We start from the raw sequence: 26,199 nt of genomic DNA, 5'->3' as shown, positions 1-26,199 counted from the left end.
CGCCATGACCAGTGCTGCCGACTCTTCTGCCTTTAAGCCCGTTGCCATCGATCCGCCCGTGAGCGTGGCCCTCGTGGCCGCCATGCTCATTCTGACCTGCGGGCATGTGCTGTCCAATATGCTGCGCACCACGCCTGCGGTCGCGATCGATGTGATGTCTACCGATCTCGGCATCACGCCCCAGACTCTGGCGGCGCTGACTTCGGCCTATCATTTTTTCTTCGCGCTCCTGCAGATTCCGGTCGGCGTCGCGCTGGATCGCTACAGCATTCGCACGGTGTCGCTCGTGTTGTTCGCCGGCACCGTCTGCGGCGCGACGATCGCGGCGCTATCGACTGGGCCGCTGTCGTTCTTCGTGTCGCAGGCGACCATCGGCATGGCGACATCAGGCATGTTGATGTGCCCGATGACGCTCGCAGCCAAGCGGCTGACACCTGCGCAGTTCGGTCTGTGGTCGGGCATCATCCTGTCATTCGGCAATGCGGGATTGCTGCTGTCGGCGAGCCCGCTTGCTTATGTGGTGGAACATTGGGGATGGCGCGCCGGTTTCTGGATTGCTGCGGCTGCGGCCATCGTCGTGGCGATGCTGATCTCGGTCATGGTGCCGGCCGCGCGCCCCGAAGGCCAGCCGCGCGCGCTTCTGGGCGAGATGATTTCGGTTTTGCAACTCGGCGTGTCGCGTGCGGTGCGCGGTATCGTCATCCTCGCTTTCGTGTCACTTGCGGTTCAGCTTGTGTTGCGTGGGCTTTGGGCCGGCCCCTGGCTGATGAATATCAAGGGATTGTCGCGGATAGAGGCCGGCAATGTCCTAGCGCTGTTTACGGTGGCGCTGGTGATCGGGCCGGCGCTGTCGGGCTTGCTTGATCGCAAGCTCGGTCATCGCCGCGCGCTGCTGTTTGTGGTCCATTTGTGCGCCGCCGCGCTGCTGCTCGTGATGGCGCTCGGTGCACCGGGCTATCCGTTGGCCACGCTTTTCGGCCTTCCAGTGATGCCCGTGGCAGTCGACACCGGCCTGCTTGTGGTTATCGGCCTTCTCGTTGCGATGCAGCCGCTCGTCTATGCGATGATCCGCCAGGTCGTTGCTGCCGAGAATATTGGCAAGGCGCTCTCTGCGGCGAACCTGTCGTTCTTCCTCGGCACTGCCGTAATGCAGTCCGCGACCAGTCCGATCGCTGCCGCCTGGGGATTGCCCGCAGTTTTAATCTCAATGGCGGTATTCCTGACCGTCTGTACCCTCATCTTCTTCGTCTTGACCCGTCCCGCAGTGCAGCGCGCATCTGCATAGCGGTACAGGCGTTGCTGCGTCGGCAAGTTGCTGGAATTGTCACGACTCCTGTGGTCTGATGCGCGGAGTGGCGCGATCAAGACGTCGCGCACGGCCTCGCATCTCGGGGCGCCTCACACAGGGAGGACGTGACTTGCCGTTTTTCGTTAAGGGAACCGATACGTCAGGGACTGTTTCACTCCGCCGCGACAACGCTGCCGGAGCTGTCAAGAAGGCCAGAGAGCTGCTCGATGACGGCAGTTGGGATGTTGAAATCATAGGTCCGGATGGGCTTCCGCATCCGATCGCCGAATTCGAGGCGATGTATCCCGCCAGTGCGGCGACGGCAATACATGCGACATAGCTGACGGGCAAGGGATGCAGTGACGGCGACCGATCTTGTTCTGCATCACTATCCGCGTTCGCCGTTTGCCGAGAAGGTGCGCATAGCCTTTGGATTGAAGGGCTTGCATTGGCACTCGGTGATCCAGCCGCGGATCGCGCCGAAGCCAGAGCTCGTGGCACTCACCGGAGGCTATCGCCGCATTCCGGTGTTACAGATCGGCGCCGACATCTATTGCGATACGCGCCGCATCCTCGCAGAGCTTGAGCGGCGCTTTCCCGAGCCGACGTTTTATCCGACGGGCACGCGTGGTCAGGCTGACGTGATTGCGGCCTGGGCCGATCGCGCACTGTTCGCCACTGCGCTTGGTCTTGTCTTCGGTCTGAACGGCGATCGTTTTCCGCCGGAGCTGCATGCTGATCGCGCCAGTTTCACATCAGGCAAGTTCGACGGCTGGGATAGCGTGAAGATGCGTGAGCAGCTTCCTGCATTGCGCGACCAGTTTCGCATTCATCTTGCCTGGCTCAGCGATTGGCTCGCGCATGGCGATGCGTTCCTGCTTAGCAAGGCGCCGTCGCTTGCCGATCTCGCCGTCTATCATCCACTCTGGTATGCGCGCAGCAATCTGGGCGAGAGCGAGGGTCTCGCCGGGCATCTGCGCCTCCTTGCGTGGATGGATCGGGTCGCCTCGCTTGGGCACGGAATGGTTGAAGATCTGTCGCCCGAGCATGCGTTGGAAATGGCGCGTCGCTGCCAGCCCGCGGCCGGATCGCATTCCATTGTTGCAGCTGATCAAAACGCGCCTTTCACGGAAGGCATGATGCTGTCCGTCACGCCGCTCGACTGGGGTTTCGATTCCGTCATCGGCGCGCTTGTTTCTGCGGACTATGACAGCATCGCTCTGCGTCGCGAGGATCCCGACATTGGCGCAACGGTTGTGCATTTTCCGCGTGCTGGTTTTGCGATTGGGCGACTATGAAAGCCCCGTCACGGATGCATGGCCCTCATTCGCGATTTCCGTACACCGCAATTTGACGCAGCTGCACAAACGCGGCTAAGTCCGAAAAACGCTGCCCGACTGCGATATGCAGACTCCCAATCTGCAACGCAGTGTTCGACACTCCAGCGCACAGCAACAGAACAAGAAAGCGCGTCGCAGCAGCGACGTCGCGAAACGGAGGATATGACATGACCATGACCCGCCGCACGTTTGGACTTGGTGCCTCTGCCGTTCTAGCAGGGCCGATCGCCGCGCCGTTCATTCGCGGTGCAGGCGCTGCTGAGCCGGCGATCCGCATCGGCATGGTTAATTCGATGAGCGGCGGTCTTGCGGCTTACGCGCAGGAAGGTCAGCCGGCTTTCGAATACATCATCAAGAAGATCAATGCCGAAGGTGGCATCAAGAGCAAGGGCGGTGCCAAGATCGAGTTGGTGCTGGCGGACGATACCAGCCAGCCCGCGCGCACCGCCGCCGAAGCGCGGCGCCTGATCACCGAGGAGAAGGTGCAGCTTCTGACCGGCACCATTCTCAGCGCGCAGATGCTGGCGCTGACACCGGTGGTCGACGAAGCCAAGATTCCGACGTTGTCGGTCTGGGCCGGTGGTTCCCAGTCGAACTACATGTTCACGCTGGGTTATCCCTATGATCGCGGCTATGCGCAGACCATGCATGATTTCGTCATCTCTTTGCGCGACGATTTCAAATTTCCGATCAAGACCGCCGTTATGGCCTACTCGAATTATGAGGCCGGCCAGCAGTCCAACAAATTCCTGGTCGAGAAACTGAAGGCCAGCGGCATCCAGATCATCGGTGAGGCCGCGCTCGATATTCGTGCGCAGGATCAGACCGCGGCAATGGTCCGCATCCGTTCGCTCAAGCCTGACGTCGTCGTCGGTCTCGTGACGCCGCGCGATGGCATCCTGCTGCATCAGGCGCGTTACAATCTGAACTATCACGGCAGCATCTTCTGCGGCGGTACCGGCGGCTATTCGGATCTGTCGCTGTGGAAGGATCTCGGCCCTGAAATCGGCAAGGCCGTACTGACGAGGAATCTGTTCGGCATGACCGGCTTCAGCGCTGGCGCCAAGATCGAGTCGATGCAGAAGATCGTCACGGAATTGCACGATGTAGCCAAGCTTGAGAAAATCGGCCAGGGCGCGGTGCAATACGCCCAGGCGGCGCGCGTGCTGCAGCAGGTGCTCGAGAATGCCAAATCACTGCAGAGCGATGCGCTGCTCGAGGCGTTGAAGAACGTCAACATCCCGGCAGGCGATCCGAACCTCTACATCGCGAAGCCGAAGGGCCTGCAATTCGCGGAAGATCGTTTGCTCAAGGACGGTTCTGCCATGTTCATCCAGTGGACTCCTGAGCAGGCTCAGCAGGTCGTATTCCCGAAGGAATTCGCCCAGGTGCCGCCGCGGCCGAAGTCCTGAGCGACTCTCTGTACTGAGGCTGAGCGCAACATAAAGAGTGGATGCTGTGGCATTTCTGGAAGTCTCCAACATCACCAGGCGGTTCGGCGGTCTGGTCGCGCTCAACGCGGTGAGCTTCGGCGTCGAGAAGGGCGAGATTCTCGGCATCATCGGCCCGAATGGCGCCGGCAAGACCACGCTGTTCGGTGTGATCTCCGGCTTCATTCCGCCGAGCACCGGCAATGTCATCTATGACGGCGAAAGCATCATCGGGGTGTCGCCGGACCGGCTGGTGCGCCGCGGATTGATGCGCTCGTTCCAGATCGTCCAGTCGTTTGCCGACATGACGGCGCTCGACGTCGTCACGACCGCAGCATTGACGCGCCGGCCGATGCGCGAGGCCATCGACTATGCGGCGCAGGCGCTGCTGCGCGTCGGTCTCGGCGGCAAGGAGCACAAGACACCGGCGACACTGTCGTTGCAGGACAAGAAGCTCTTGGAACTGGCGAAGTGCATCGCTACCGATCCGCGTTGCATCCTGCTCGACGAAGTGATGGCCGGCCTGACCATGGCCGAGACCGCCGCGCCGATCGCGATCATCGAGGAGCTCAACAAGCAGGGCGTCACCATCGTGATGGTCGAGCATGTGATGCCGGTCATCATGCGGCTGGCGCAGCGTATGGTGGTGATCAATTTCGGCGAGAAGATCGCGCAGGGCACGCCCGACGAGATCCTCAAGGATCAGCGCGTCGTCGATGCCTATTTCGGAGATCATCTCGATGCTTGAGATCGACAATCTGGTGGCGGGCTATGGCGGTGTGCCGGTGTTGCGCGACATCAATGCCAAGATAGCTGCCGGCGAGATCGTCGGCCTGCTCGGCGCCAACAATGCCGGCAAGACCACACTGATCAATTCGTTGTCCGGCATGGTCAAGCCGATATCCGGTCGTATTCTGTTTCTGGGCGAGGACATCAGCAAATTGACACCGCAGGCGCGTGTCGAGCTTGGCATCGTGCAGGTGCCGGAAGGCCGCCTGGTGTTTCCGGAGATGAGCATCCGCGAAAATCTTTTGCTCGGCGGCATCAATGCGCATGCGCGGAAGCATCGTCCGCAGCAGATGGAAAAGGTCATCGGCCTGTTTCCGCGGCTCGGCGAGCGGCTGACCCAGAGTGCTGGGTCACTATCAGGCGGCGAACAGCAGATGCTGGCGATCGGCCGCGGGCTGATGGCGGAAGCCAAATTGCTGATGCTGGATGAGCCGTCGCTGGGCCTGTCGCCGCTGTTCGTGCAGTATATTTTCGAGATCATCGACAAGTTGCATGCCGACGGACTGACGATCCTGCTCGTCGAGCAGAATCTGAATCTGACATTGCGCCATGCCGAGCGCTGCTACGTACTGGAGCGCGGGCAGGTGGCGGTCGAGGGGGATGCGGAGACCGTGAAGAACGATCCGCGCACCCGCAGCGCCTATCTTGGTCTGTGATCGGAGAGTGATGTGACCGAACTTTATCAGGCTCTTGCCCAAGGCCTTCTGATCGGCGCCACCTATGGCTTGCTGGCGCTGGGCATGGGTCTCGTCTACGGCGTCTCGGGCGTCGTCAACTTCTCGCATGGCGATTTCATCTCGCTCGGCATGTTCATGTGCCTCGCGCTGTACTCCGCCTTCGCCATGGACCCCTATGTGTCGATCATCATCACCGTGCCGCTGATGACCGCCATCGGCGCGCTAGTGTACATCTTCCTGATACGGCCGATGGTCGGGCATCAGTTCCTGATGGTGGTGCAGCTCACGCTGGGTCTCAGCCTGGTTCTGCAGAACGGCATCCTGATGGTGTTTGGCGGCGAGCCGGCACGAACGCCGTCCTTCGTCGAGTCCAAGCTGATCATTCTCGGTGACGTGGTGCTGCGGGTGCCGCATATCGTCGCCTTCGTCGTCTCCTTTGCGCTGGCCATCGGCCTCTATATCATGCTGCGCTCGACCGACTTCGGCCGCTCGATCCGCGCCGTGCATCAGAATGCCCACGCGGCGGCGCTGATGGGCATCAATGTCGGCCGCGTCCAGGTGCTCACTTTCGCGCTCGGCATCGGTATTCTCGCGCTGGCCGCCGCGCTGCTGCTGCCCGGCACGCCGATCCAGCCGACCCAGGGCCTGCGCTATACGGTGATCACGCTGCTAGTCGTGGTGCTCGGTGGCATGACCAATTTCGTCGGCATCATGCTCGGGGGGCTGATCATCGGTATCGCCGAGGCTTTCGGCACGATTTATCTCGACGGCCCGATCGGCCTGCTGCTGCCTTACATCATCTTCGTGGCGATCATGCTGTTTCTCCCGAAGGGCCTGACCTGGAGCTCGGCACGATGAGAGAGGAATTCTACAAGACGCTGTCATCGCCGATCTGGTGGGGCGCGCTGGTCATCGCGGCCATCATGCCTTTCGTTTTGTCGAGCTATTACGTCCACATCCTCACGCTGGCGCTGGTCTATGTGGCGCTGGCCTCGTCGTGGAACATCGTCGGCGGCATGGCCGGTCAGATATCGCTGGCGCACAGCCTGTTCATCGGCATCGGCTCGATGTTCTCGGCAGCATTGTTGCTCAAACTCGGCATCAACATGTGGTTCGGTCTGGTGATCTCGGCGTTGATCTCCGGGATACTCGGTGCTGTGATTGCATGGATCGACTTCCGCTTTCAGCTCGGCCATCTCTCGTTTGTGCTGATCACGCTGGCCTTTGCGGAAATGGGCAGCATCGTGGTCGAAGGCTGGGATTTCCTCGGCGGTGCGTCCGGGCTGCTGCTGCCGAAGGACACGGGCAATTTCCTGGCGTTCCAGTTTGGCGGTGGCCACGGCGCGTTCTGGATGATGCTGGGGCTGGCTGCGATTTGCGTGTTGGTCAATGTCGCGATTCTCAATTCGCCGCTTGGCTATTATCTGCGGACCATCCGCGACAATGAGAAGGCGGCGCAGGCGATCGGCGTCAACATCCTGCGCTACAAGATCACCGCCATGGTGATCTCTGCGATGCTCGCGTCCGTCGTCGGTACTGCCTATGTGCGCTATCTCACTTTTGCCGATCCCTATCTGCTGATTTCGCCCGTGATCACCATCGAGATCGTGCTGTTCGCAACGGTCGGCGGTCTGGGTCGTGCCTATGGTCCCGCGCTCGGCGCATTGCTGCTGGTGCCGCTTGGTGAAATCCTGCGCGGCAAGCTCGGCAGCACGCTGCCCGGCCTGCATTACTTCATCTACGGTATCGTCGTGATCTCTGTCATCCTGGTCACGCCGCGTGGGCTGTTGCCGCTGTTCGAGCGGCTCTGGGCGCGCTGGCGCGGCCCGGCGGTTGCCGGCAAGCCCTAAGCGGTTCGGGAATTTCCGGCGCTGGAACTTCGGTCATCCGTTGGCTGATGCCGTTTCCAACGATAGTCTCTCGCCGCGGTGGAGCATTGGCTCTGCCGGTTGGGAGTTGAAATCATGCGCTTCGACGCCATTATCATCGGGGCTGGGCAGGCCGGACCGTCGCTCGCGGGTCGACTCACATCCGCAGGCATGTCGGTCGCGATCATCGAGCGTCATCTGTTTGGTGGCACCTGCGTCAATACCGGCTGCAAGCCGACCAAGACGCTGGTCGCCAGCGCCTACGCCGCGCACCTCGCGCGCCGCGGCAGCGACTACGGCGTGATGATTGACGCGCCCGTGCGGATCGATATGGCCCGCGTGAAGGCGCGCGCCGACAAGGTGATCCACGACTCGCGCAATGGCGTCGAAGGCTGGTTACGCGGTATGGATAAATGCACGGTGATCAACGGTCATGCGCGCTTCGAATCCGCGGATACGGTCCGTGTTGGCGATGAGTTGCTGACGGCGCCAAAGATCTTTCTGAATGTCGGCGGTCGCGCCGTCGTGCCGGATATGCCGGGCATCAACGATGTAAATTATCTGACCAATACAGGGATACTGCAGCTCGATCGCGTGCCGAAACATCTGGTGGTGATCGGCGGCAGTTATATCGGACTCGAATTCGCACAGATGTATCGCCGTTTCGGCGCCGAAGTGACGGTGGTTGAAAAGGGAAAGCATCTGGTTTCGCGTGAGGACGTAGAAATTTCGGAAGCGATCCGCGACATCCTGCTCGCCGAAGGCATAAATATCCGCACCAATGCCGAATGCATCACCTTCAAGCCGCATCCTGATGGCGTGGCTGTCGGTGTCGACTGCACCGAAGGCGCGCCGGAGATCATCGGCAGCGATGTTCTGCTCGCGGTAGGACGCCGTCCGAATACCGACGATCTCGGTCTCGACAAGGCCGCCGTCGCTGTGGATGCCCGCGGCTACATCAAGGTCGATGACGGTCTCGCCACCAACGTGCCCGGTATTTTCGCGATGGGGGATTGCAACGGCCGCGGCGCCTTCACGCATACGGCCTATAACGACTTCGAAATTCTCGCCGCAAACCTGCTCGATGGCGCAAGTCGCCGCGTCAGCGATCGGCTTCCCGGCTACGCGCTGTTCATTGATCCGCCGCTTGGCCGCGTCGGCATGACGCTGACTCAGGCAAAGGCCACAGGAAGGAAATTGCTGATCGGCAACCGGCCGATGACCCATGTGGGCCGTGCCGTCGAGAAAGGCGAAACCGCCGGCATGATGCAGATTGTGGTCGATGCCGAGACGAAGAAGATTTTGGGAGCCGCCATTCTCGGCACGGGAGGTGACGAGGCGATCCATGGCATCCTCGACATCATGAATGCCGACGCCGATTATACCCGGTTGCAATGGGCGGTGCCGATCCATCCGACAGTGTCGGAACTGATCCCGACGCTGCTCAACGAGATGAAGTGATCGCCGCTCAGGCGGTCTGGAACTTGAGCACGGCCATCAGCGTCAACAACGTGGTTGCGCAGGATGCAGACACGATCGCCATATTGATCAGATTACGGGCCGCCATTGTCACGACTGCAGAAGCGGGGTGAGCCGCATCGGGCGCAGCCGTTTTCTTGCGCGGTACGGGTTTCTTTTTTGCTGCCATGATGTCCCCGAAGAGGAGGGCCAGACCGTTGACCGGCCTGACCCTGACGCCTTCCCTGCCGAGGTTCATCCCCGATCATGACGCGACCATCGCATGAATGGCCGGTGAACTGCTTAACGCGATTGGTAAATCGAATCTGACTGGATTCGATGGTTTATGAATTTCCTCGTTCTAGATTGTTCGCCCACCGTCCACGGGCAAGATCACACCGGTGAGGAATTCAGATTCCTCGCCCGCCAGATAAACGCAGGCATTGGCAATATCCGAGGGGCGTGACATGCGGCCGAGCGGGATCGTTCCGACGAACTTGGCGCGATTCTCTGGCGTATCCGGCACGCCCATGAAGGATTCCAGCAGCGCGGTTTCGCCAATCACCGGCGCGATGCAATTGACGCGGATGCCATCGGGTGCCAGTTCCACGGCCATCGATTTCGACATCAGGTTCACCGCGCCCTTGGTGGCGTTGTACCAGGTCAGGCCTGGGCGCGGCCGGACGCCGGCGGTGGAGCCGATATTGATGATGCGGCCGCTCTTCTGCTTCTTCATCACGGGCACGCAGGCATTGGTCATCAGGAAGATCGATTTCACATTGATGTCGAACGCCTTGTCGAATTCTTCTTCGGTCACCTCGAGTAAGGGCTTGTTGCGAAAGGTCCAGCCGGCATTGTTGACGACGACGTCGAGTTTGCCGAATTTCTCGACCGCGAGCTTCACCGAGGCATCGACATCGGCCTTGCTGGTGACGCTGCCGCCAAGGGCGATTGCGCTGTCGCCGATCTCGGCCGCAACCTTCTTCGCGCCATCGGCATTCAGATCGAGGATGATGACCTTGGCGCCTTCGCGTGCGTAAGACCGCGCGATCTCGGCGCCGAAGCCAGATGCGCCGCCGGTGACGATGGTGGATAGGCCTTGAAGTCGCATGTAATTTTCTCCCGGATTTCGCGCCTTGTCTGGCGCTTGACGATCAAGGTTAGAGCCGATGATGGCGACTGTGAAGTCGCCACGGCGAATGGCTGCTAAAGGAAGTGTGGCCTCTACAGGAAACGTCTTGCGTTGACTTCTTCGAGATCGAGTCCTTCCTCAATGGAATGCAGCACGCTGTCGTGGATCTCGCCGTCGTGGTGCATCTTGAGGAGCTCGGTACGACCTGCCTCGATGGCTGCCAGCACTGTCGTGAAATGGTCGATACGTTGCGACGACAGGGCTTCGGCTTCTTCCGCATATCGCGCTGCGGCGCCCTTGCGATAGGTATATTGCTCGAACAGGCGCGGATGGCGATGTGTGCCGTCATCATTGCGCGAGGCCTTCTCGACGGCAGAAAACTGCGCCGTTGCGACCCGCGCGCGCGCTTGCGCCTCGCTGAGCTTGGAGTGATGCGGTGTCCGGACGTCGCCCGTCTTTATCAGACGACGTACGATCGGTGCCAGCGTCGAGCCCTGGACGAGAACCGTCACCAGGATCACCGCGAAAGTGATCGCCAGGATAACGTCGCGGCCTGGAAATGCCTCAGGCAATGATAGAGCGGCGGCGAGACTGACCACGCCGCGCAATCCGGCCCAGCTCATGATGAACGGTACCGACCATGGTGGAGCAGGGTCGCGGGCGCGCAGCTTCGGCATCAGCATGCGCGGCAGATAGGTGCCGGGAAACATCCAGACGAAGCGGGCGAGGATCACCGCCGCGATAATTGCGGCTGTTGCCGGCAACAGCGCCACCAGCGCGTCGTAGCCGCCGAGGCGATACAACACGCCGCGCAACGACAGTCCAATCAGGATAAACACCAGCGATTCCAGCACGAACACCACGACGCTCCACGTCGCGGTGGAGCGGGTGCGTGTGGCGGCGCCGAAGAATTCGTGCTGCTTCCATCCCAGGATCATGCCGCAGGCGACGGTGGAAAGCACTCCGGAGACGTGGAGCTTTTCCGCGGCGATATAGGAGATCCAGGCGACCAGGAAGGTCCAGGCGATGGCGAGGTCGATCTCCTTGATGCGCTTGATTACCAAAATTGCGGCGAAGGCGAATACTATGCCGACGAGCAGGCCGCCGATCGCGACCGAGAAGAAGCTCAGAGTGGCGGCGCCGGCGCTGAACGAGCCGGTCAGCGCAGCAGCAACGGCGAAGCGCAACAGCACCAGGCCCGAGGCGTCGTTGACGAGGCTCTCGCCCTCCAGTAGCACGATGATGCGCGGTGGCAGCGGCACACTCTGCAGCACGGCCTTGGCGGCGACCGAATCCGGCGGCGAGACGATGGCGCCGAGCGCGAAACAGGCGGCCCAAGGCAGCGACGGCATCACCCAATGTGCGACCACGCCGACCACGAGGGTGGTAAAGAAGACCGCGCCGACGGCGAGCTGCAGGATGATGCGCAGATCGGCGCGAAAATCCCGCCAGGAGGTGAACCAGGCACTCGACATCAGCAGCGGCGGCAGAAACAGCACGAGCACCAGTTCAGGGTCGATCTCGACATCGGGGGTGCCGGGGATCAGCGCGAAACCGATACCCCCGAGGATCAATGCGGCCGCACGCGGAAGCTGAAAGCGCCGCGCGATCATGTCGAGCAACACGATGACGGCCATCAGCAGCAGGATGATTTCAAAGCGGGAAACGGCGGTCATGGGGGCCTGTCGGAATGCGGGGCGATGGTCGGAGGTCGATCCGGCGCAAGCCGTGATCTGATACCGTTATCTATCTTGCAAATGCCGCGCGGGGTGTACAGCGGGCTGACGATTTTGCAGCAGGCCAGCACCAAAAAGGGCGACCCGATAGGCCGCCCTTCGATGCCTTAATTATGCGTTTCAGATTACTCTGCGCTGCTGACCAGTCGCAGCGACACCCTGTGCTCCATCATGCTGCGATAGGCGGCAACGTAATCGAGGGCCATGCGCCGGGCGGTGAAGCGGGTTTCGAACTGCTTGCGGATCGCCGTACGGTCCATGCCGGCCAGACGCCCCACGGCCGCGACCGCGCTGGTCTCGTCCTCGACGATGAAGCCGGTCAGAGCCTCGTCGATGATCTCCGGCACCGAGCCGCGGTTATAGGCGATAACCGGTGTGCCGCAGGCCATGGATTCGATCATCACCAAGCCAAACGGCTCCGGCCAGTCGATCGGCAGCAGCAGGCCATAGGCACCGCTGAGGAATTCCGGCTTCTCCCGGTCACTGATCTCCCCGATATATTCGACCAGCGGATGATCCATCAGCGGGCGGACGATCTGCTCGTAATAGTCCTCATCCGCGCGGTCGATCTTGGCCGCGATCTTCAGCGGGATGCCCGCGCGGATGGCGATCTTGATCGCGCGGTCAACGCCCTTCTCCGGCGCGATACGTCCGAGCACGGCGAGGTAGCTCGGCGTGATGGGTTGCGGCGTCAGCAGCTTCTCGGGAAGGCCGTGATAAATCGTGCGCACGAAATTCGCCTGCGGTACCGGGCGCCGCTGCGCGTTCGAAATCGAAATTACGGGAATCTTGGAGAAGGTCGTGAAGGTCGGCTGATGTTCCGGTAGATCCAGGCGACCGTGCAGCGTTGTGAGAAATGGTGTGGGCTGACGGGAGAACAGCGAGAACGGATAGTAGTCGAGATGGAAATGAAGAACGTCGAATTCATCGTCGTCACATTTCTGCCTTACGCGCTCGAGCATTTCCATGTGGAGTGCGTTGGGATCGCGGACAGAGCCATCCAGCCGCAGCGCCTTCGGCCATCCGGCGTCGAGCTTGCCTGACGTTTGAGAGTCGCCGCTGGCAAAGAGCGTAACATCGTGCCCCTGCGCCACCAGCTCTTCGGTCAACCAGTGCACGACACGTTCCGTGCCTCCGTAGAGCTTCGGCGGAACGGCTTCTGTCAGCGGAGCAACTTGCGCGATGCGCATTTACATATCTCCCATGTTGGAAGTGATGAACAACTTCAATGACGACGTGTCGGTACCGGCATGCCTGAAGTTGGAACGTTCTCGCATCTGCGAGGTTCCTATGTGATCTGCGTAGTTCGTCCACACTGTGGTCTTGCTGATGCCATCACGCTCAATCACTTATTCTGCAGTGTTGATGATGCCGGAATGTTGCGCAGAGATGGCGAGAGCGTGGGAAATTCGGGATGGCATCATCTCCATCAGCCGGCGGGGACGCTGTCGGTCGAGATTCTTGTTCTCATTCAACGGGTTTTGGCAATCACATGGACAGTCTTTCCGGATACGCGTATCGCCCTTTCGCTTTCGTGATGCGCTACATCAGGATGCGTTCTGCATCGCATCTGATCATCCTGATATCCGTGCTTGCAGCCGTCGCCTGTTCGGTGGGCACGCAGTACGGAATTAAATTTTTAGTCGATGGCCTCTCATCGGGACCTTCGGGAACCGGTAATACCGTCTGGATCGCATTCGGTGTTCTGATTTCGCTGATCACGGCAGACATGTTCCTGTGGCGCGTGGCCAGCTGGACAGCGAGCTACACATTCGTTGGTGTCACCGGCGATCTCAGGCGCGATATCTTTCGCCATCTGACCGGACACGCACCGAGCTACTTCTCGGATCGGCTGCCCGGCATGCTGACCAGCCGTATCACGGCAACATCCAACGCGGTCTTCACGGTCGAAAACATGTTTGTTTGGAACGTGTTGCCGCCATGCGTCGCGACATTCGCGGCGATCCTGCTGATTGGAACCGTCAGCCTGCCGATGGCGGCGGGACTGACGGTCGTGGCGGGCGCCGTCGTCGTGATGATGTTCAAGATGGCCGCGGCCGGCAAGAAACTGCATGACGACTTCGCCAGCAAGGCGGCAGCCGTCGATGGCGAAATGGTCGATGTCATCAACAATATGCCGCTGGTTCGCGCATTCTGCGGATTGAGCTTCGAGCATGATCGCTTCGATGAAACGGTTGATCGCGAGCTGAACGCCCGTGGTCGTAGCCTGCGCTATCTTGAGCGTCTGCGCCTGACCCATGCGGCCATCACGGTCGCGCTGACGATTGGGCTGCTCGCTTGGGCGATCATGCTCTGGCAACGCGGCGGCGCCAGTACCGGCGACGTCGTTCTGATCTGTACGCTCGGTCTCTCGATTCTGCATGCGACGCGAGATCTTGCGGTGGCGCTCGTAGATGTCACGCAACATGTTGCGCGCCTGTCCGAGGCGCTGTCCACATTGCTGGTGCCGCATGAGCTTAGCGACCATCCCGAGGCCGAGCCGCTGGTGAAGTCAGGTGCGGCGATCGCCTTCAACAATATCTCGTTCCGTTACCCCGGCGGTCTGCAGGTGTTCGACAAGTTCACGTTGCGGCTCAATGCCGGGCAGCGCGTCGGCCTCGTCGGCCAGTCCGGCGGCGGTAAGTCGAGCCTGTTCGTGCTATTGCAGCGCTTCTACGATGTGCAGGATGGCAGCATCACCATCGATGGCCAGGATATTTCACGCGTGACTCAGCACAGCCTGCGTCACGCAATCTCCGTGGTACCGCAGGACATCTCACTGTTCCATCGCTCCATCATGGAGAATATCCGGTATGGACGTCCCGAAGCGACGGATGACGAGGTATTGCGTGCAGCCATTTCGGCGCGCTGCGATTTCGTCGAGACCCTGCCGGAAGGTCTTCACACCATGGTCGGGGACCGCGGCGTCAAACTGTCCGGCGGGCAGCGCCAGCGCATCGCCATTGCACGCGCCTTCCTGAAGGACGCGCCCATTCTACTGCTGGATGAGGCCACGGCGGCCCTCGACAGTGAATCCGAGGAGGCGATCCGCGAGGCGCTGGCGCGTCTGATGCGCGGTCGCACGGTAATCGCTATCGCGCATCGCCTCGCGACGCTGCGTAATTTCGATCGCGTAGTCATGTTGCAGAGCGGCAAGATTATCGAAGATGGTAAGCCGGACCATCTGATGCAGTCCCAGGGGCCGTATCGGGAGCTGGTGACGCAGGAGATGAGTCGTCTTGCGCAGCATGCAGCCTGACGACTCAGCTATTCTGTGCGAGCGCTGGGTCTGTCTCCGTGCTCGTCCTGATCCCACAACCGGCCGAGGTCTTTCATGCCTGTTGAAGCCGCTGCCACGTTGAACGCCATCGCTGACCAGAAGGCAGTCGAATCGCCGTTCTACATTCCGATGACGGGCCCTGCGTCGCGCCCGCGGCGAGCGCTCAAGCACGACGATACGTTCGTGGTGCTCGACAGCCATGGTGACATCGGAGCGTCCGCGGGCGGGCCGGATGGCCTGTTCAATGCCGATACGCGTTATCTCGCGCGGCTCGAACTGGCGCTGAACGATGTGCAGCCGCTCTTGCTCGGTTCGAATCTGCGCGATGACAACTCGTCGCTGACCGTCGACCTGACCAATCCGGATATCTATCGCAACGGCCGCCTCGTGCTGCAGAAAGATATGTTGCACATCGTGCGCACGTTCTTCCTGTGGCGTGGTGCGGCCTATCAGCGGATCGGCCTGCAAAATCACGGCGAACACCGCGCCAGTTTCGATCTGACGCTCACATTCGACAATGACTTTGCCGATCTGTTCGAGGTGCGCGGCGAAAAGCGCAAGCATCGCGGCATCGCCACGAGCCGCCTGATCGGACCGAGTGACGTTGCGCTGGAATACACCGGCCTCGACGGCAGGCCGCTCAGCACGATTGTGCATTTCGATCCGCGGCCGACACGGTTGGCGGCCAATACCGCGACCTATCACTTCGAGCTGAAACCGCAGCAAACGACGTCACTATTCGTTGCCGCCAGCTGCAATGCCGAGCTCGGCCACAAGCCTGTGCCGTTCTTTCGTGGGCTGCTCGCGCATCGCCGCGAGATGCGCAATTTCAGCAAGGGTGCGGCGACGATCGAGACCTCGAATGATATTTTCAACGAGGTGCTCTGCCAGGCGATGGCGGATCTCAACATCCTGATGACGAACACGCCGCAGGGCCGATATCCCTATGCCGGCATTCCTTGGTATTCGACCACATTCGGCCGCGATGGCCTGATTACGGCGCTGCAATTGCTGTGGATCGATCCACGTGTGGCGCGGGGCGTGCTCAAGCGACTCGCAGCGTTTCAGGCGAAGTCGGTCGATCCGCTGGCGGATGCGGAGCCCGGCAAGATCCTGCACGAAATGCGCGGCGGTGAGATGGCTGCCTTGCGTGAGGTTCCGTTTGCGCAATATTACGGCAGCGTGGATTCAACGCCACTCTTTGTGATGCTCGCGGGAATGTATATCGAGCGCACCGGCGATGATGAAACTCTGCGCGAGCTGTGGCCGGCCGTTGAGGCGGCCCTCGCATGGATCGACGGTCCGGGAGATCCCGACAAGGATGGCTTCGTTGAATATCAGCGCGCTACCGAACAGGGACTTCAGAACCAGGGCTGGAAAGATTCGTATGACGCCATCTTCCATGCCGATGGAAAGCTCGCTGAGGGCAATATCGCACTGGCGGAGGTGCAGGGCTATGTCTTCGCCGCCAAGCATCTGGCGTCGCGTCTCGCATTGCGCATGAGCCTGCCCGACAGGGCTCGGCAGCTCGAGGCCGAAGCCGAGCAACTTGCTGCGCGATTCGAGGAGGCTTTCTGGTGTGAGGAACTCGGCACCTATGCGCTTGCGCTAGACGGCAAGAAGATGCCTTGCGCGGTTCGCGCCTCCAATGCGGGCCAGTTGCTGTTCACAGGTATCGTCCGTGAAGATCGTGCGCGCATGGTCGCTGCCGACATGATGCGTCCGCATTTCTTTACCGGCTGGGGTATTCGCACCATTGCGCGCGGCGAGGCGCGCTACAATCCGATGTCTTATCATGACGGCTCGATCTGGCCGCACGACAACGCGCTGATCACACTCGGTCTGGCGCGTTTCGGTTTGAAGCATTCCGTAGAAGCGGTGTTCAAAGGCCTGTTCGACACCGCGAGTTATATGGACCTGCGACGGTTGCCAGAACTGTTCTGCGGCTTCCAGCGCGAAAAACGCCGCGGCCCGACTTTGTATCCGGTGGCTTGCGCGCCGCAAGCCTGGGCCAGCGCGACACCGTTCACGCTGCTCGAAGCGGCGCTTGGAATCGAGTTCGATGTCGCGCGCGGCGAGATTCGCTTTCGCAATCCGCGGCTGCCTGCCTTCCTGAAACAGGTCATTCTACGTGACCTCAGGCTCGGCGAATCCAGCGTCGATCTCTGTCTGCGCAAGCACGATGACGATGTGTCGCTGGAAGTGCTGCGAACCCGCGGCCAGATCCAGGTGTCGATCGTGCTGACGCATTGACGCGTCGTCTGGCGCTGGGTTCGCATCATCGGCGATACACGTGAGTGAGGGACTGTCTATGCCCGCAATTCGTATCATGGCCGGGTTGGCCATATCGTTGGCGTTGAATGCTGTGGCCGTGTGCCGCGCGGCGGACGCACCTGCGCCTCCACCCGCAGCATCGGAGAAATCCACTCCTGAAGCGCAGTCGTCAGCGCCGTCGCCCGCGCCCGATGCAACCGCCGTGCAGCCCGCAACGCCGCCGGTTGCGTCCGGGGCCGAGAAACAGCCAACGCCGCCTGCCCCGGAGGCGTCAAAACCCGACGCAGCTCCGCCTCCGCCTACCGCGCCTGTCGCCAAGCCGCCATCGGTTACGGTGATCGATGCCTTCGATGCCAAAGGCATTCTTGGCCGCGACGTGCGCAGTCCCGCCAGCGAGAACATGGGACGCATCGCTGACGTGATCGTCGATCGCGCAGGGCAGGTGCGCGGCGCGGTCATCGACTTCGGCGGGTTCCTCGGGGTCGGCTCGCGCAAGATTGTGGTCGATTGGGGGGCGCTGCATTTCTGGAACGTGGCCGACAAGACCGCCAGTATCACACTCGATCTCACGCGCGAACAGGTGCGTGCCGCGCCGGAATACAAGGACGATGCGCCTATCGTCGTGCTTGGCGCGTCCGGCACACTGACGCCATTGAGATTTCCGCCACTCACCATGCAGGAGCGATAATTGGCGGTTCATGCGACCACGCGCTCGACTAATCCTTCCCGCCCCGGCGTTGAGGCGGTGCCGGAGGTCGTTTGCGCGCCGGGAATCGCACCGGAGCCCGAACCGAACGCGCAGCAGCCGCAGCGGAGTCCTGAGCCGTCGAAGCAGAGCTTGCGCGGGCTCGATTGGTTCATCTTTTTCCTCGCCGACGTGCAGACGGGATTCGGTCCATTTGTTGCGGTGTATCTGACCACACAGAAATGGACGCAGGTCGAGATCGGATTCGTACTGTCGATCGGCGGCGTCGTCGCGCTGCTCGGCCAGATTCCCGGTGGCGCCATCATCGATGCGGCGCGCTCGACGCGGCTGGTCGCCGGCGCCGCGGTCGCGACGATCGGCGGCTGTGCGCTAGCCTATGCCGCGCTGCCGGTGTTTCCTGTCATCGTGACTGCGGCGACGTTGCATGCGATGGCGAGCTGCGTACTCGGCCCTGCGATTGCCGCGATCAGCCTCGGGCTGGTCGGGCCGATGCGGATTGGTGAACGGCTGGGGCGCAATGCGCGCTTCGCCTCGCTCGGCAATGGCGTTGCTGCCGCCGTCATGGGCACTTGCGGCTATCTGCTGTCCAGCCGGTCGGTATTCATCGTCACCTTCTTGCTGGCGCTGCCGGTGCTCTATGCGCTGTCGCGGATTCGACCTCAGGAGATCAACTCTGCGCAGGCCCATGGTGCCAGTATCAAAGAGGCCGAGAGCAATAAGCCGATCCGTTTTCGCGATCTGATCCGGCAGAAGCCGCTGTTGATTTTCGCCTGCGCTGTGCTGTTGCTGCAGCTCGCCAATGCCGCGATGCTGCCGTTGATGGCCGGCGTTGTCACGACGCGCTCGGCCGACTGGGCGCCGGCGCTGATCGCCTTTTGCATCGTCGTACCGCAGGCCATCGTTGCGGCGACCTCACCGACGGTCGGCCGAAAGGCGCAGCAATGGGGTCGCCGGCCGCTGCTGCTGATCGCCTTCGCCGCGCTCGTGATCCGCGGATTGCTCTTCGCCGTGGTCACCGATCCGTTTGCTCTGGTCGCCGTGCAGGTCTTCGACGGCGTCACGGCCGCCGTGTTCAGCGTGATGATCCCGCTGATCGTCGCCGACATCGCCTTTGGCAGCGGTCGCTTCAGCCTTGCGCAAGGCATTGTCGGTACCGCCACCGGCATAGGTGCCTCGCTTAGCACAGTGACCGCCGGCTTCGTCGCCGACAAGCTCGGCGCGCCGGTTGCCTTTGTCGGCCTGGCCTGTGTCGCCGGGCTTGGCTTGTTGCTGATCTGGCTGGTGATGCCGGAAACCCGCCGCGACCACGGTGAGGTTGAGAGCGGACCTTAGGGCGCGACGCTCTCGCCGAGGAAATTAACGGCGGCCGTGACGCCGCCCTTGCCGTGCGGAATGCCGAGCGCTTGCAGTCCCATTTCGATCACGCCGAGCGTGCCGAGGATCATCGGTGCGTTGACATGGCCCATATGGGCGATGCGGAATGCCTTGTCGTGCAGGTCGCCGATGCCCACACCGAGAATGACGCCGCATTTGTCGCGGCAATAGTCCAGCAGCGGAGCCGGGTTCGCCATCTTCACCGTCGTAACGGTGTTGCCGCGTTCTTTCGGCTCGGTGATATTGAAACTCAGCACGTTACCTTCGGCCCACACGGCGACGGCGCGGCGCACGGCTTCCGCCAGCAACCGGTGGCGCTGGAACACGTTGACGAGCTTTTCGTCGAACAGCATGTCGATGGCCTGACGCTGCGCAAACATCAGGTGCACCGGCGCGGTGCCCGAATGCTTCCGGTAGTGCTCGTCGCCGTCGCGCTCGGTCCAGTCCCAATAGGGCGTGCGCAGATTGGCAGTCTTGTGCACTTCGCGCGCGCGGTCATTCGCGGCGACATAGCCGAGGCCGGGCGGCGTCATCAGGCCTTTCTGCGAGCCGGACATGGCGACATCGATACCCCAAGCGTCCATCTCGAACGGCATGCAGCCGAGCGAAGCCACGGTGTCGACCATGAACAGCGCGGGATGGCCGGCTGCCTTGATCGCGTTGCCGATGGCTTCAATGTCGTTGAACGCGCCTGACGCCGTGTCGATCTGCACTGCAAGCACAGCTTTGATCTCGTGCTTGGTGTCTTGTCGCAAGGTTGCTTCAACCTCGGCAGGACGAATGGCGCGATTCCAATCGCCTTTCAGGCTCTGCACGTCGACGCCCATGGCGCGCGCAGCGTGGCCCCAGCCGACCGCGAAACGCCCGCTTTCCAGAACGAGAATCTTGTCGCCACGCGACAGCACATTGGTGAGCGTCGCTTCCCAGGCGCCATGCCCGTTGGCAATGTACATGTAGGTATTGCCGGTGGTGGCGAACAGCGTGCCGATATCGCGCAGCAGCCCGAATGTGAGCTGCACCATTTCTTTGGAATAGATATCCAGCGGCGGACGGTGCATCGCCCGTAACACTTCATCTGGCATTGTGGTGGGGCCGGGGATGGCGAGAAATTCACGACCTGCGCGAACGACCATTTTCAATCCTTGTTGGTATTTTTGGCTATGGTGCCATGGCGCAACGTGAAATCAAAGCGCGCGTGAGGTGGTTTGAATTTCACTGCTCAGTGGGTCAACGCATCACGCCCGATCACATTGGCGATGGCCTGGAATATCTGATCCTTGATCTCGGTCGCCGCCGGGCTCGGGATCGTCTCGGGAGGGCCGTCGTGTTTGGCACAGGCCACTACCAGCCGCAGGATCCAGACTTCGCCATCAGTGTAGTACAGGTCGCCGCCGCCATTGTGGCCGGCGACGGTTGGGCCGATTCCGGTGACCTGATACTTGGCTTCGACCATGCCGGCCTTTTCGAGATCGCTGGCGAGCGCCGCGCGTTCCAGGTCGATATCGGCGGCGATGTGATGCGTGATCGCACCGGTGTATGAGCTGACGCCGACGCTGCGATCGAAAGTCGCGTCGCCGAGCCACACCGGGCGATCTTCCTGCCCCTTGTCGAGTACCTTCCAGAGCCGGATATGGTGGCGATGATCGGCGCTGTTGCCGACCGGCTTCTCGAAAGCGAGATCCTCGCGGCGGCCGAGATAGACCAGCGGCGACACTGGCGCATCATGATAGGGCCGGTTGAGCAGGACGCTGCCGACGATTTCAAGGGACGAGCGCAGAGTGACGGGATCGGCGGGATACCAGCCGGCGGCATGCATCGCGCACAGCACATCCTTGTTGTCGCCGATCAGCCCGACATTGATGGGATCGCCCGGGATGCCCTGCGCGGTCATCGTCGTCATCGGTAGTCCGGCAAGGCTCTTCTGGTGCTCGTAATGGGTCCAGAGTTCCGGGAGCAGGAGATAGGCGATGCCGCCATAAATGACTAACGCAAGCAACGTCAGCCGCACCGCCCGGAACGTCCGGCTGCGGCGTTGTTTTTGCGTACTGAAATCCGTCTGCAGGTCAGCCAAGGTTCCGCTCGATCGAATCTGAGCGGGGAACCTGCCACGTCAAGGCCGCCATGTCATCGTCGGGTCTCACGGCATCCGGCGGCTTCGGCCTCTTCTTTAGAACAAAACCAGCGTGTTCCCTTGCTGATCCGCATACTGATCTTGGCGTACCAGCGGCTTTCGGGGGTGTGATAGATGCAGACGCCGGCCCGGTTGACGTTGCCTTTGATCCTGCAGGCAGGAGACGGCGCCACGTGGCCGGATGCCGAGGCCAGCAGGATCGGCAAGGCGTCCTCCGGCGGCTTGATCGAGCCCAGAATGGTGGTTTTCTTGTTGCGGACCCGCCAGTCCCAAGGCGCAAAGAACGCGCCGGCCCAAAGTCCGGCCTTGGCCTCACGCGCGGCTTTCTCGTCGGCATCGTAGACATGCGAGAACCGCACATAGGACAGGGCCCAGCCGCTCTTCACCATCCATTGGCTGATGTCCTCGCCATCCACCTCGCATCTGGCGACCGAGCGGCCGAAGCGATCGGTGCGTTGGACGTGGCAGGTCCAGCTCTTGTCGCCGACATGTGCAACAAGCGCTTCATGCGCTGCGACGCCGCAGGTCCAGCGCTCTCCATCGGCATTCAGGCATAATTGGTCGAGGCCCGGTGCATCCATGCCGGCGAGCCGGATGCGGGTCGCGCCGATGGTCATCTGGTCGCCATCGCGAATCTTCGGCACGCCGGTCACGTCGGCAGCCTGTGCCAGTACGGGAATGCTAAGCATTGCGATGGAAAGGTAGATGGTGCGGAACATGCGCATCGAACCGTTTGATTGCAAAATCATGACGACAATCCGGGGAGAGTGCGGGCATTTCGCCGCGCATGCCAGCGCGGTCGCCCCTTCATACCTTCAACTTCGCGCGATGAACTATGCGGCATGGCCGTTCATCATTCTCCGCCGCGCCAGCGCGAGACCCATCAGCACGAAAGCTGAGGTCACTTCGGGACCGCCGACGAGAATCCGTGTCGGCGTTTTCATCTTGTTCCATTCATAGGCCTTGAACGGACCTTTGCGGCCACCTTCGCCACGCGCGTCAATGATGCAACGCAGCGCAGGTGCGAAATACGCGAGCTCGCCGCCGAGATATCCGAGCGCGATCAGCGCAAGCGCCGCATCGAAGACGTTCATCTCTCGCGCAATCAACACGCCCTGCACGTAAGCGAGAACGCGCAGGCGAATGAATTCGAACGTGCCGTCGGTGTCGATGGCCTGTTGTGTTGCGGCCGGCAGTTCGCGGAAAGCCGCGTAGCAGCGGCCGAAATAGGCGCAGTAGAGTTCCGGCAGATAATAGATGTGCGATTTCGGATCAGCGAAGGCGCCGGATGCCACGAGGCGGCGCTGGAAGCCGATGATCCGCTGCAGTGTTTCCAGGCGTTTCGGCGTCTCCATCACCTTCCAGCGCGCCAGATTGCGGAACGATACTTCGAGAACGTCGAGATTGAGCGTTGGATCGAGATCGTTGCCATAGGGCCGTTCGCCCGCGAGATTGTCGATCCAGGTGACGATGGCGCCGTCATAGTCGATGTGATCGTTGATCGGCACGGTGACCATCGGCTCGTTGCTGCCGTTGCCGACCTGATAACCGGCATAGAAGTCGAGCAGGGGTTGATCGAGGATCGGATCGGTCGAGCCGGCCTGCGTGGCGGCGGAGAATGAGCAGGCGGTGGTGTCGCAGTCCGGCACATAGATGCCGAAGCCGAGGTCCTGCTTGATCTGCGCGAACAGCCGGCTGAAGCGCGGATGCGGCGGCGGCGCCAGCGCGGTGATGACGCTGACCGTCGTGCCGTCATGTGAGTGGACGTCCTCGCGGCTGGTGGTCAGGCAGAACTCCACCATGGCATCGATGGCGCGGCGCGAGGATGTCGTCTGGTCCGGCGACGGCAGTCCGGTTTCGCCGAAGCTCAGCAGCGCCTCGGTGAAGAAGGCGTCGTAATAGGCCGAGCGATGCCGGATCTGCACCGGCTCCCACATGGGTTCGGCAATCCCGGTCCATGGCGGGTTGATGAGCTGTCCGGCCGGCGAGCGTGCGATGAAGATGCGCGCGAGGGTGAACAACAGCGTCGAATTCTTGTAGCCGCGTGAATTCAGGCCCGTCAGGGCCATCAGGAAATCGCGGCCATGCATGTCGGGATCGCCGATCAGGTTGAATGCCGCGTAAGTGGGAATGAACCCGTTGCGGTCGAACGAACGCAAGAGATGCGCGCCGCAGGCCTTGATGACATCGTCGATCTCGCCCGGTGACGGTGTCTGCGCTGACGCCGTCACGGGCTTCGGCTCTGGATGGCTCAATGTGACCGTGTCGAGCAACTCGGCGATGGGCTGGCCGATGGCTTCCCAATCGGGGCTCTCATCGTCGCGCGCCGCTCTCAGGGCCTGCTGAACGGCTTTGAACCGGAAGGGATCGCGCAGCTCGGGCAGGCCGGCGCGGCAGAGTAACGGGCGGAGCGCGGCATTGCCGAGCGCGGTTTTGTAGAACTTGACGATATGGGCGTCGCCGCCGGTGTGCTTATGGAATAGGGGGTCGCAGAGGTCGTAGAGCGACGGGCCGTCCTTGCTGGCTGTCAGCGCGCGGTATGTGGCGCCGGCAAAATAAGACACAGTCATAAGGTTTCTTTCAGTGCGGCCCCTGCGCACGCTTCGGAAACCGCCCGCCACTGCTGCAGCGCAATCGCCTCCGACACCTGCAAGTCATTGAAAAATTGCACGAATCGGAAGGGATTACAATTACGTGAAGCGCGAGCTGGTTCAAGACCTTAGCTGGGTCGGTCAGTAACCCTGTCTTAAACCCCGGCCTTTACCGGTTGCCCGGGTGGCCCCGACGGGTTAACAACCAGTTTGCTGCGATGCCGCAAATTGAGCGCATTTAATACTCATTGGTTTGGCATCCCTTCAAACCTATTTCGGCGTTCGCGCGACCCACGGTTGCGCCTGAACGATGAGCAGGAATGACGTTATGAACGTACGGCAGTTTCGCGTATCCCGTCGCTCGATCACTGTGGCCGCAGCTTTTGTCGGCCTGGTGTCGCTGGTGCTTGGCGCCAATGCCGCGTTGAACAAGCGCTCGCTGGAAGCTGCGCAGGCCGCGACGGCGACTGGAAGCATCAATCCTGCAACGACGGCGTCACGCATCGCGCTGGTGATCGGCAACGGTCACTACCCCGACGCTGGTGCGCCGCTGAGCCAGCCCATCAACGATGCCCGCGCCATGACCAGCGCACTCCGCCGCGACGGTTTCGATGTCGACGTGGTGGAAGATGCGACCCGCGATGACATGACCCGCGCCGTCGAGCGCCTGAAGGCCAAGATCAAGCCTGAGTCCGTCGTGATGCTGTATTTCGGTGGCTATGGCGTTCAGGTCGGCCGCCAGAGCTACATGATCCCGGTCGATGCTGCTATCTGGAAAGAGCGGGACATCCGTCGCGATGGCATGAGCGTCGAGGCCGTTCTCGATATCATGAAGGAGCAGGGTGCCCAGGCCAAACTGGTCGTACTGGATGCGTCGCGCCGCAATCCCTATGAGCGCCGCTTCCGCGGCTATTCCCGTGGTCTCGCGCCGATCGACGTGCCGGAGAACGCGCTGATCCTGACCTCGGCGACGCCGGGCAAGGTCGCCGACGATGTGGACGGCCAGAACAGCCTGCTCGCAACCGAATTGCTGAAGAACATGAAGGCCAAGCCGGCGAGTGCCGAGTCTGTTTTCACCAACACCCGCGTTGCGGTTACCCGCGCGACCGCCGGTGAGCAGGTTCCTGCCGTGTCGTCGTCGCTCGTTGAGGACATCCTGCTCGGCGATAGCGCAACGGCCAAAGCCGGCAGCTAAGCTTTCCCCATCGCGTTTACTTGTTAGCGTCTGCGCTGGCCATCACCGGACGAACCGGATCGCCTTCTCGCAGCAATGCGCCCGCGCGCGCGACAATCACATCGCCATCGCTCAAACCTTCGCGTACCTCCACGCGTCCGCCTGACATCAGCCCGATCTCGACGCGCCGCGTCTCGATACGCTGCCGCCGGACCACCTGCACGACGGTGCCGCCGGCACTGTAGAGAACGGCGGTCAATGGCACTGCGACGCCGCAGCTTTCGCCAGTCTTGATGATGGCGCGCGCGTAGGAATTGCTCATCAGCCGCCGGCCCGAGTTGATCGAGACCACGACCTGGCCGAGCTGGCTGTTGGGCTCCACGGTGGAAGCCACGCGTTTCACCTTACCGTCCAACTCGCCGGTGCCGATCACCTTCACCTTGGCCGGCTGATCGATCTTGAGCTTCGGCAGATCGCGAGTCGGCACTTGGCCGATGAATTCAAACTCGCTACGCGCGATGATGCTGAAGAGCGCTTCGCCCTTGGCTGATGCAAGCGATCCGACCACCGCTGACGATGCGCTAACGAGGCCAGCGACCGTCGCCTGCACCTGCAATGAACCGCCTTCGGGCGGCGTCAGGCGCGCAAGAATCTGGCCTGCGGTGACGGTCTCGCCGGCATCGACCATCACTTCTGCAACCCTGAGACCCGGCCGATCCGGACGGATCGAGACTTCCTCGCGCGGGGTCAGAATGCCGGAGACTTCGACCGTGGCGGAGAAGCACGACTTCGCGGCGGTCAGCACGGTCACTGCTGCTCCCTTCGGGGCATCAGCAGGATCGTCGGCTGCCAGAGCCGGCTGTGTGAACACGCATAGCGACAGCGCGACCAGCAATCTGGCCCATGTGGTGGTTCGCTTGGAAAAGGCGACGGACTGGGTCATTGCATGTG

The 26,199-nt window shown here is 61.6% G+C and carries 23 protein-coding genes; 14 read left to right on the top strand and 9 right to left on the bottom strand.

The genetic code is table 11. The annotated features are described in order from the left end of the window. Positions 1-4 precede the first annotated feature (4 nt). From CIW50_RS00620 to CIW50_RS00580, 9 genes are all read left to right on the top strand, one after another. The gene (locus CIW50_RS00620; RefSeq protein WP_149529377.1) at positions 5-1,285 is read left to right on the top strand and encodes an MFS transporter; all 1,281 of its coding nucleotides are present in this window, start codon (positions 5-7) and stop codon (positions 1,283-1,285) included. A gap of 133 nt (positions 1,286-1,418) precedes the next feature. Beyond that, positions 1,419-1,628 (top strand): hypothetical protein, encoded by a 210-nt coding sequence (locus tag CIW50_RS00615; RefSeq protein ID WP_149529376.1) that lies wholly within the window; start codon positions 1,419-1,421, stop codon positions 1,626-1,628. 19 nt (positions 1,629-1,647) lie between these two features. Beyond that, a complete protein-coding gene (locus tag CIW50_RS00610; protein WP_149529375.1) occupies positions 1,648-2,586 on the top strand; it encodes a glutathione S-transferase family protein in 939 nt (312 codons plus the stop codon). A gap of 209 nt (positions 2,587-2,795) precedes the next feature. Continuing rightward, a complete protein-coding gene (locus CIW50_RS00605; RefSeq protein WP_149529374.1) occupies positions 2,796-4,040 on the top strand; it encodes an ABC transporter substrate-binding protein in 1,245 nt (414 codons plus the stop codon). 46 nt (positions 4,041-4,086) lie between these two features. Further along, positions 4,087-4,806, top strand: a complete 720-nt coding sequence (locus CIW50_RS00600; protein ID WP_149529373.1) for an ABC transporter ATP-binding protein — start codon at positions 4,087-4,089, stop codon at positions 4,804-4,806. Next, the gene (locus tag CIW50_RS00595) at positions 4,799-5,503 is read left to right on the top strand and encodes an ABC transporter ATP-binding protein (protein ID WP_149529372.1); all 705 of its coding nucleotides are present in this window, start codon (positions 4,799-4,801) and stop codon (positions 5,501-5,503) included. The genes CIW50_RS00600 and CIW50_RS00595 overlap by 8 nt, the downstream gene beginning before the upstream one ends. Before the next feature lie 12 nt (positions 5,504-5,515). Further along, positions 5,516-6,382 carry a branched-chain amino acid ABC transporter permease gene (locus tag CIW50_RS00590; RefSeq protein WP_068737690.1) on the top strand — a complete coding sequence of 289 codons (867 nt, stop codon included), beginning with the start codon at positions 5,516-5,518 and terminating at the stop codon, positions 6,380-6,382. Continuing rightward, positions 6,379-7,374 (top strand): branched-chain amino acid ABC transporter permease, encoded by a 996-nt coding sequence (locus tag CIW50_RS00585; RefSeq protein ID WP_149529371.1) that lies wholly within the window; start codon positions 6,379-6,381, stop codon positions 7,372-7,374. Before CIW50_RS00590 ends, CIW50_RS00585 begins: the two co-directional genes overlap by 4 nt. Positions 7,375-7,488: 114 nt before the next feature. Continuing rightward, the gene (locus CIW50_RS00580) at positions 7,489-8,853 is read left to right on the top strand and encodes an FAD-containing oxidoreductase (RefSeq protein ID WP_149529370.1); all 1,365 of its coding nucleotides are present in this window, start codon (positions 7,489-7,491) and stop codon (positions 8,851-8,853) included. Between the two features lie 7 nt (positions 8,854-8,860). On the opposite strand, the gene CIW50_RS00575 is transcribed toward CIW50_RS00580, so the two are convergent. From CIW50_RS00575 to CIW50_RS00560, 4 genes are all read right to left on the bottom strand, one after another. Then, positions 8,861-9,109, bottom strand: coding sequence for a hypothetical protein (locus CIW50_RS00575; RefSeq protein ID WP_149529369.1), 249 nt, complete (start codon positions 9,107-9,109; stop codon positions 8,861-8,863). Positions 9,110-9,211: 102 nt separating this feature from the next. Further along, positions 9,212-9,961, bottom strand: a complete 750-nt coding sequence (locus CIW50_RS00570; protein WP_149529368.1) for a glucose 1-dehydrogenase — start codon at positions 9,959-9,961, stop codon at positions 9,212-9,214. Positions 9,962-10,074: 113 nt separating this feature from the next. After that, entirely contained in the window at positions 10,075-11,658 is a 1,584-nt protein-coding gene (locus tag CIW50_RS00565; RefSeq protein WP_149529367.1) for a Na+/H+ antiporter, read from the bottom strand. 185 nt (positions 11,659-11,843) lie between these two features. After that, positions 11,844-12,908: a glycosyltransferase family 4 protein gene (locus tag CIW50_RS00560; RefSeq protein ID WP_149529366.1), complete on the bottom strand. Its 1,065-nt coding sequence runs from the start codon at positions 12,906-12,908 to the stop codon at positions 11,844-11,846. Positions 12,909-13,210: 302 nt separating this feature from the next. Here CIW50_RS00560 and CIW50_RS00555 point away from each other — a divergent pair, with 302 nt between their 5' ends. From CIW50_RS00555 to CIW50_RS00540, 4 genes are all read left to right on the top strand, one after another. Continuing rightward, on the top strand, positions 13,211-14,977 hold the full coding sequence (locus tag CIW50_RS00555; RefSeq protein WP_149529365.1) for an ABC transporter ATP-binding protein: 1,767 nt from the start codon (positions 13,211-13,213) through the stop codon (positions 14,975-14,977). A gap of 75 nt (positions 14,978-15,052) precedes the next feature. Beyond that, the gene (locus tag CIW50_RS00550) at positions 15,053-17,251 is read left to right on the top strand and encodes an amylo-alpha-1,6-glucosidase (protein ID WP_149529364.1); all 2,199 of its coding nucleotides are present in this window, start codon (positions 15,053-15,055) and stop codon (positions 17,249-17,251) included. A 58-nt stretch (positions 17,252-17,309) separates the two neighbouring features. After that, on the top strand, positions 17,310-17,960 hold the full coding sequence (locus CIW50_RS00545) for a PRC-barrel domain-containing protein (RefSeq protein WP_502707339.1): 651 nt from the start codon (positions 17,310-17,312) through the stop codon (positions 17,958-17,960). Between the two features lie 84 nt (positions 17,961-18,044). Further along, the gene (locus CIW50_RS00540; RefSeq protein ID WP_246664156.1) at positions 18,045-19,310 is read left to right on the top strand and encodes an MFS transporter; all 1,266 of its coding nucleotides are present in this window, start codon (positions 18,045-18,047) and stop codon (positions 19,308-19,310) included. Here CIW50_RS00540 and CIW50_RS00535 read toward each other — a convergent pair. The 4 genes from CIW50_RS00535 to CIW50_RS00520 all read right to left on the bottom strand — a co-directional run bounded on the left by CIW50_RS00535 (position 19,307) and on the right by CIW50_RS00520 (position 24,053). Next, on the bottom strand, positions 19,307-20,485 hold the full coding sequence (locus CIW50_RS00535; protein ID WP_149529363.1) for a pyridoxal-phosphate-dependent aminotransferase family protein: 1,179 nt from the start codon (positions 20,483-20,485) through the stop codon (positions 19,307-19,309). The two genes, CIW50_RS00540 and CIW50_RS00535, sit on opposite strands and share 4 nt — an antisense overlap. A gap of 86 nt (positions 20,486-20,571) precedes the next feature. Next, entirely contained in the window at positions 20,572-21,423 is an 852-nt protein-coding gene (locus CIW50_RS00530; RefSeq protein WP_502707338.1) for an LssY C-terminal domain-containing protein, read from the bottom strand. Between the two features lie 53 nt (positions 21,424-21,476). Then, complete coding sequence (locus CIW50_RS00525; RefSeq protein ID WP_149530338.1) at positions 21,477-22,202, bottom strand: thermonuclease family protein; 726 nt, start codon at positions 22,200-22,202, stop codon at positions 21,477-21,479. Between the two features lie 114 nt (positions 22,203-22,316). Then, positions 22,317-24,053: a hypothetical protein gene (locus CIW50_RS00520; RefSeq protein WP_149529362.1), complete on the bottom strand. Its 1,737-nt coding sequence runs from the start codon at positions 24,051-24,053 to the stop codon at positions 22,317-22,319. 349 nt (positions 24,054-24,402) lie between these two features. Here CIW50_RS00520 and CIW50_RS00515 point away from each other — a divergent pair, with 349 nt between their 5' ends. Continuing rightward, positions 24,403-25,269, top strand: coding sequence for a caspase family protein (locus CIW50_RS00515; protein ID WP_149529361.1), 867 nt, complete (start codon positions 24,403-24,405; stop codon positions 25,267-25,269). Between the two features lie 16 nt (positions 25,270-25,285). On the opposite strand, the gene CIW50_RS00510 is transcribed toward CIW50_RS00515, so the two are convergent. Further along, entirely contained in the window at positions 25,286-26,191 is a 906-nt protein-coding gene (locus tag CIW50_RS00510; protein WP_149529360.1) for an efflux RND transporter periplasmic adaptor subunit, read from the bottom strand. Between the last annotated feature and the right edge of the window lie 8 nt (positions 26,192-26,199).

Origin of the sequence: Tardiphaga sp. P9-11, assembly GCF_008329525.1 — a bacterium.
In the GTDB taxonomy this organism is placed as follows: domain Bacteria; phylum Pseudomonadota; class Alphaproteobacteria; order Rhizobiales; family Xanthobacteraceae; genus Tardiphaga.
Note: the sequence above shows the minus strand (reverse complement) of the source record. Positions and strands in the feature narration are given on the sequence as shown.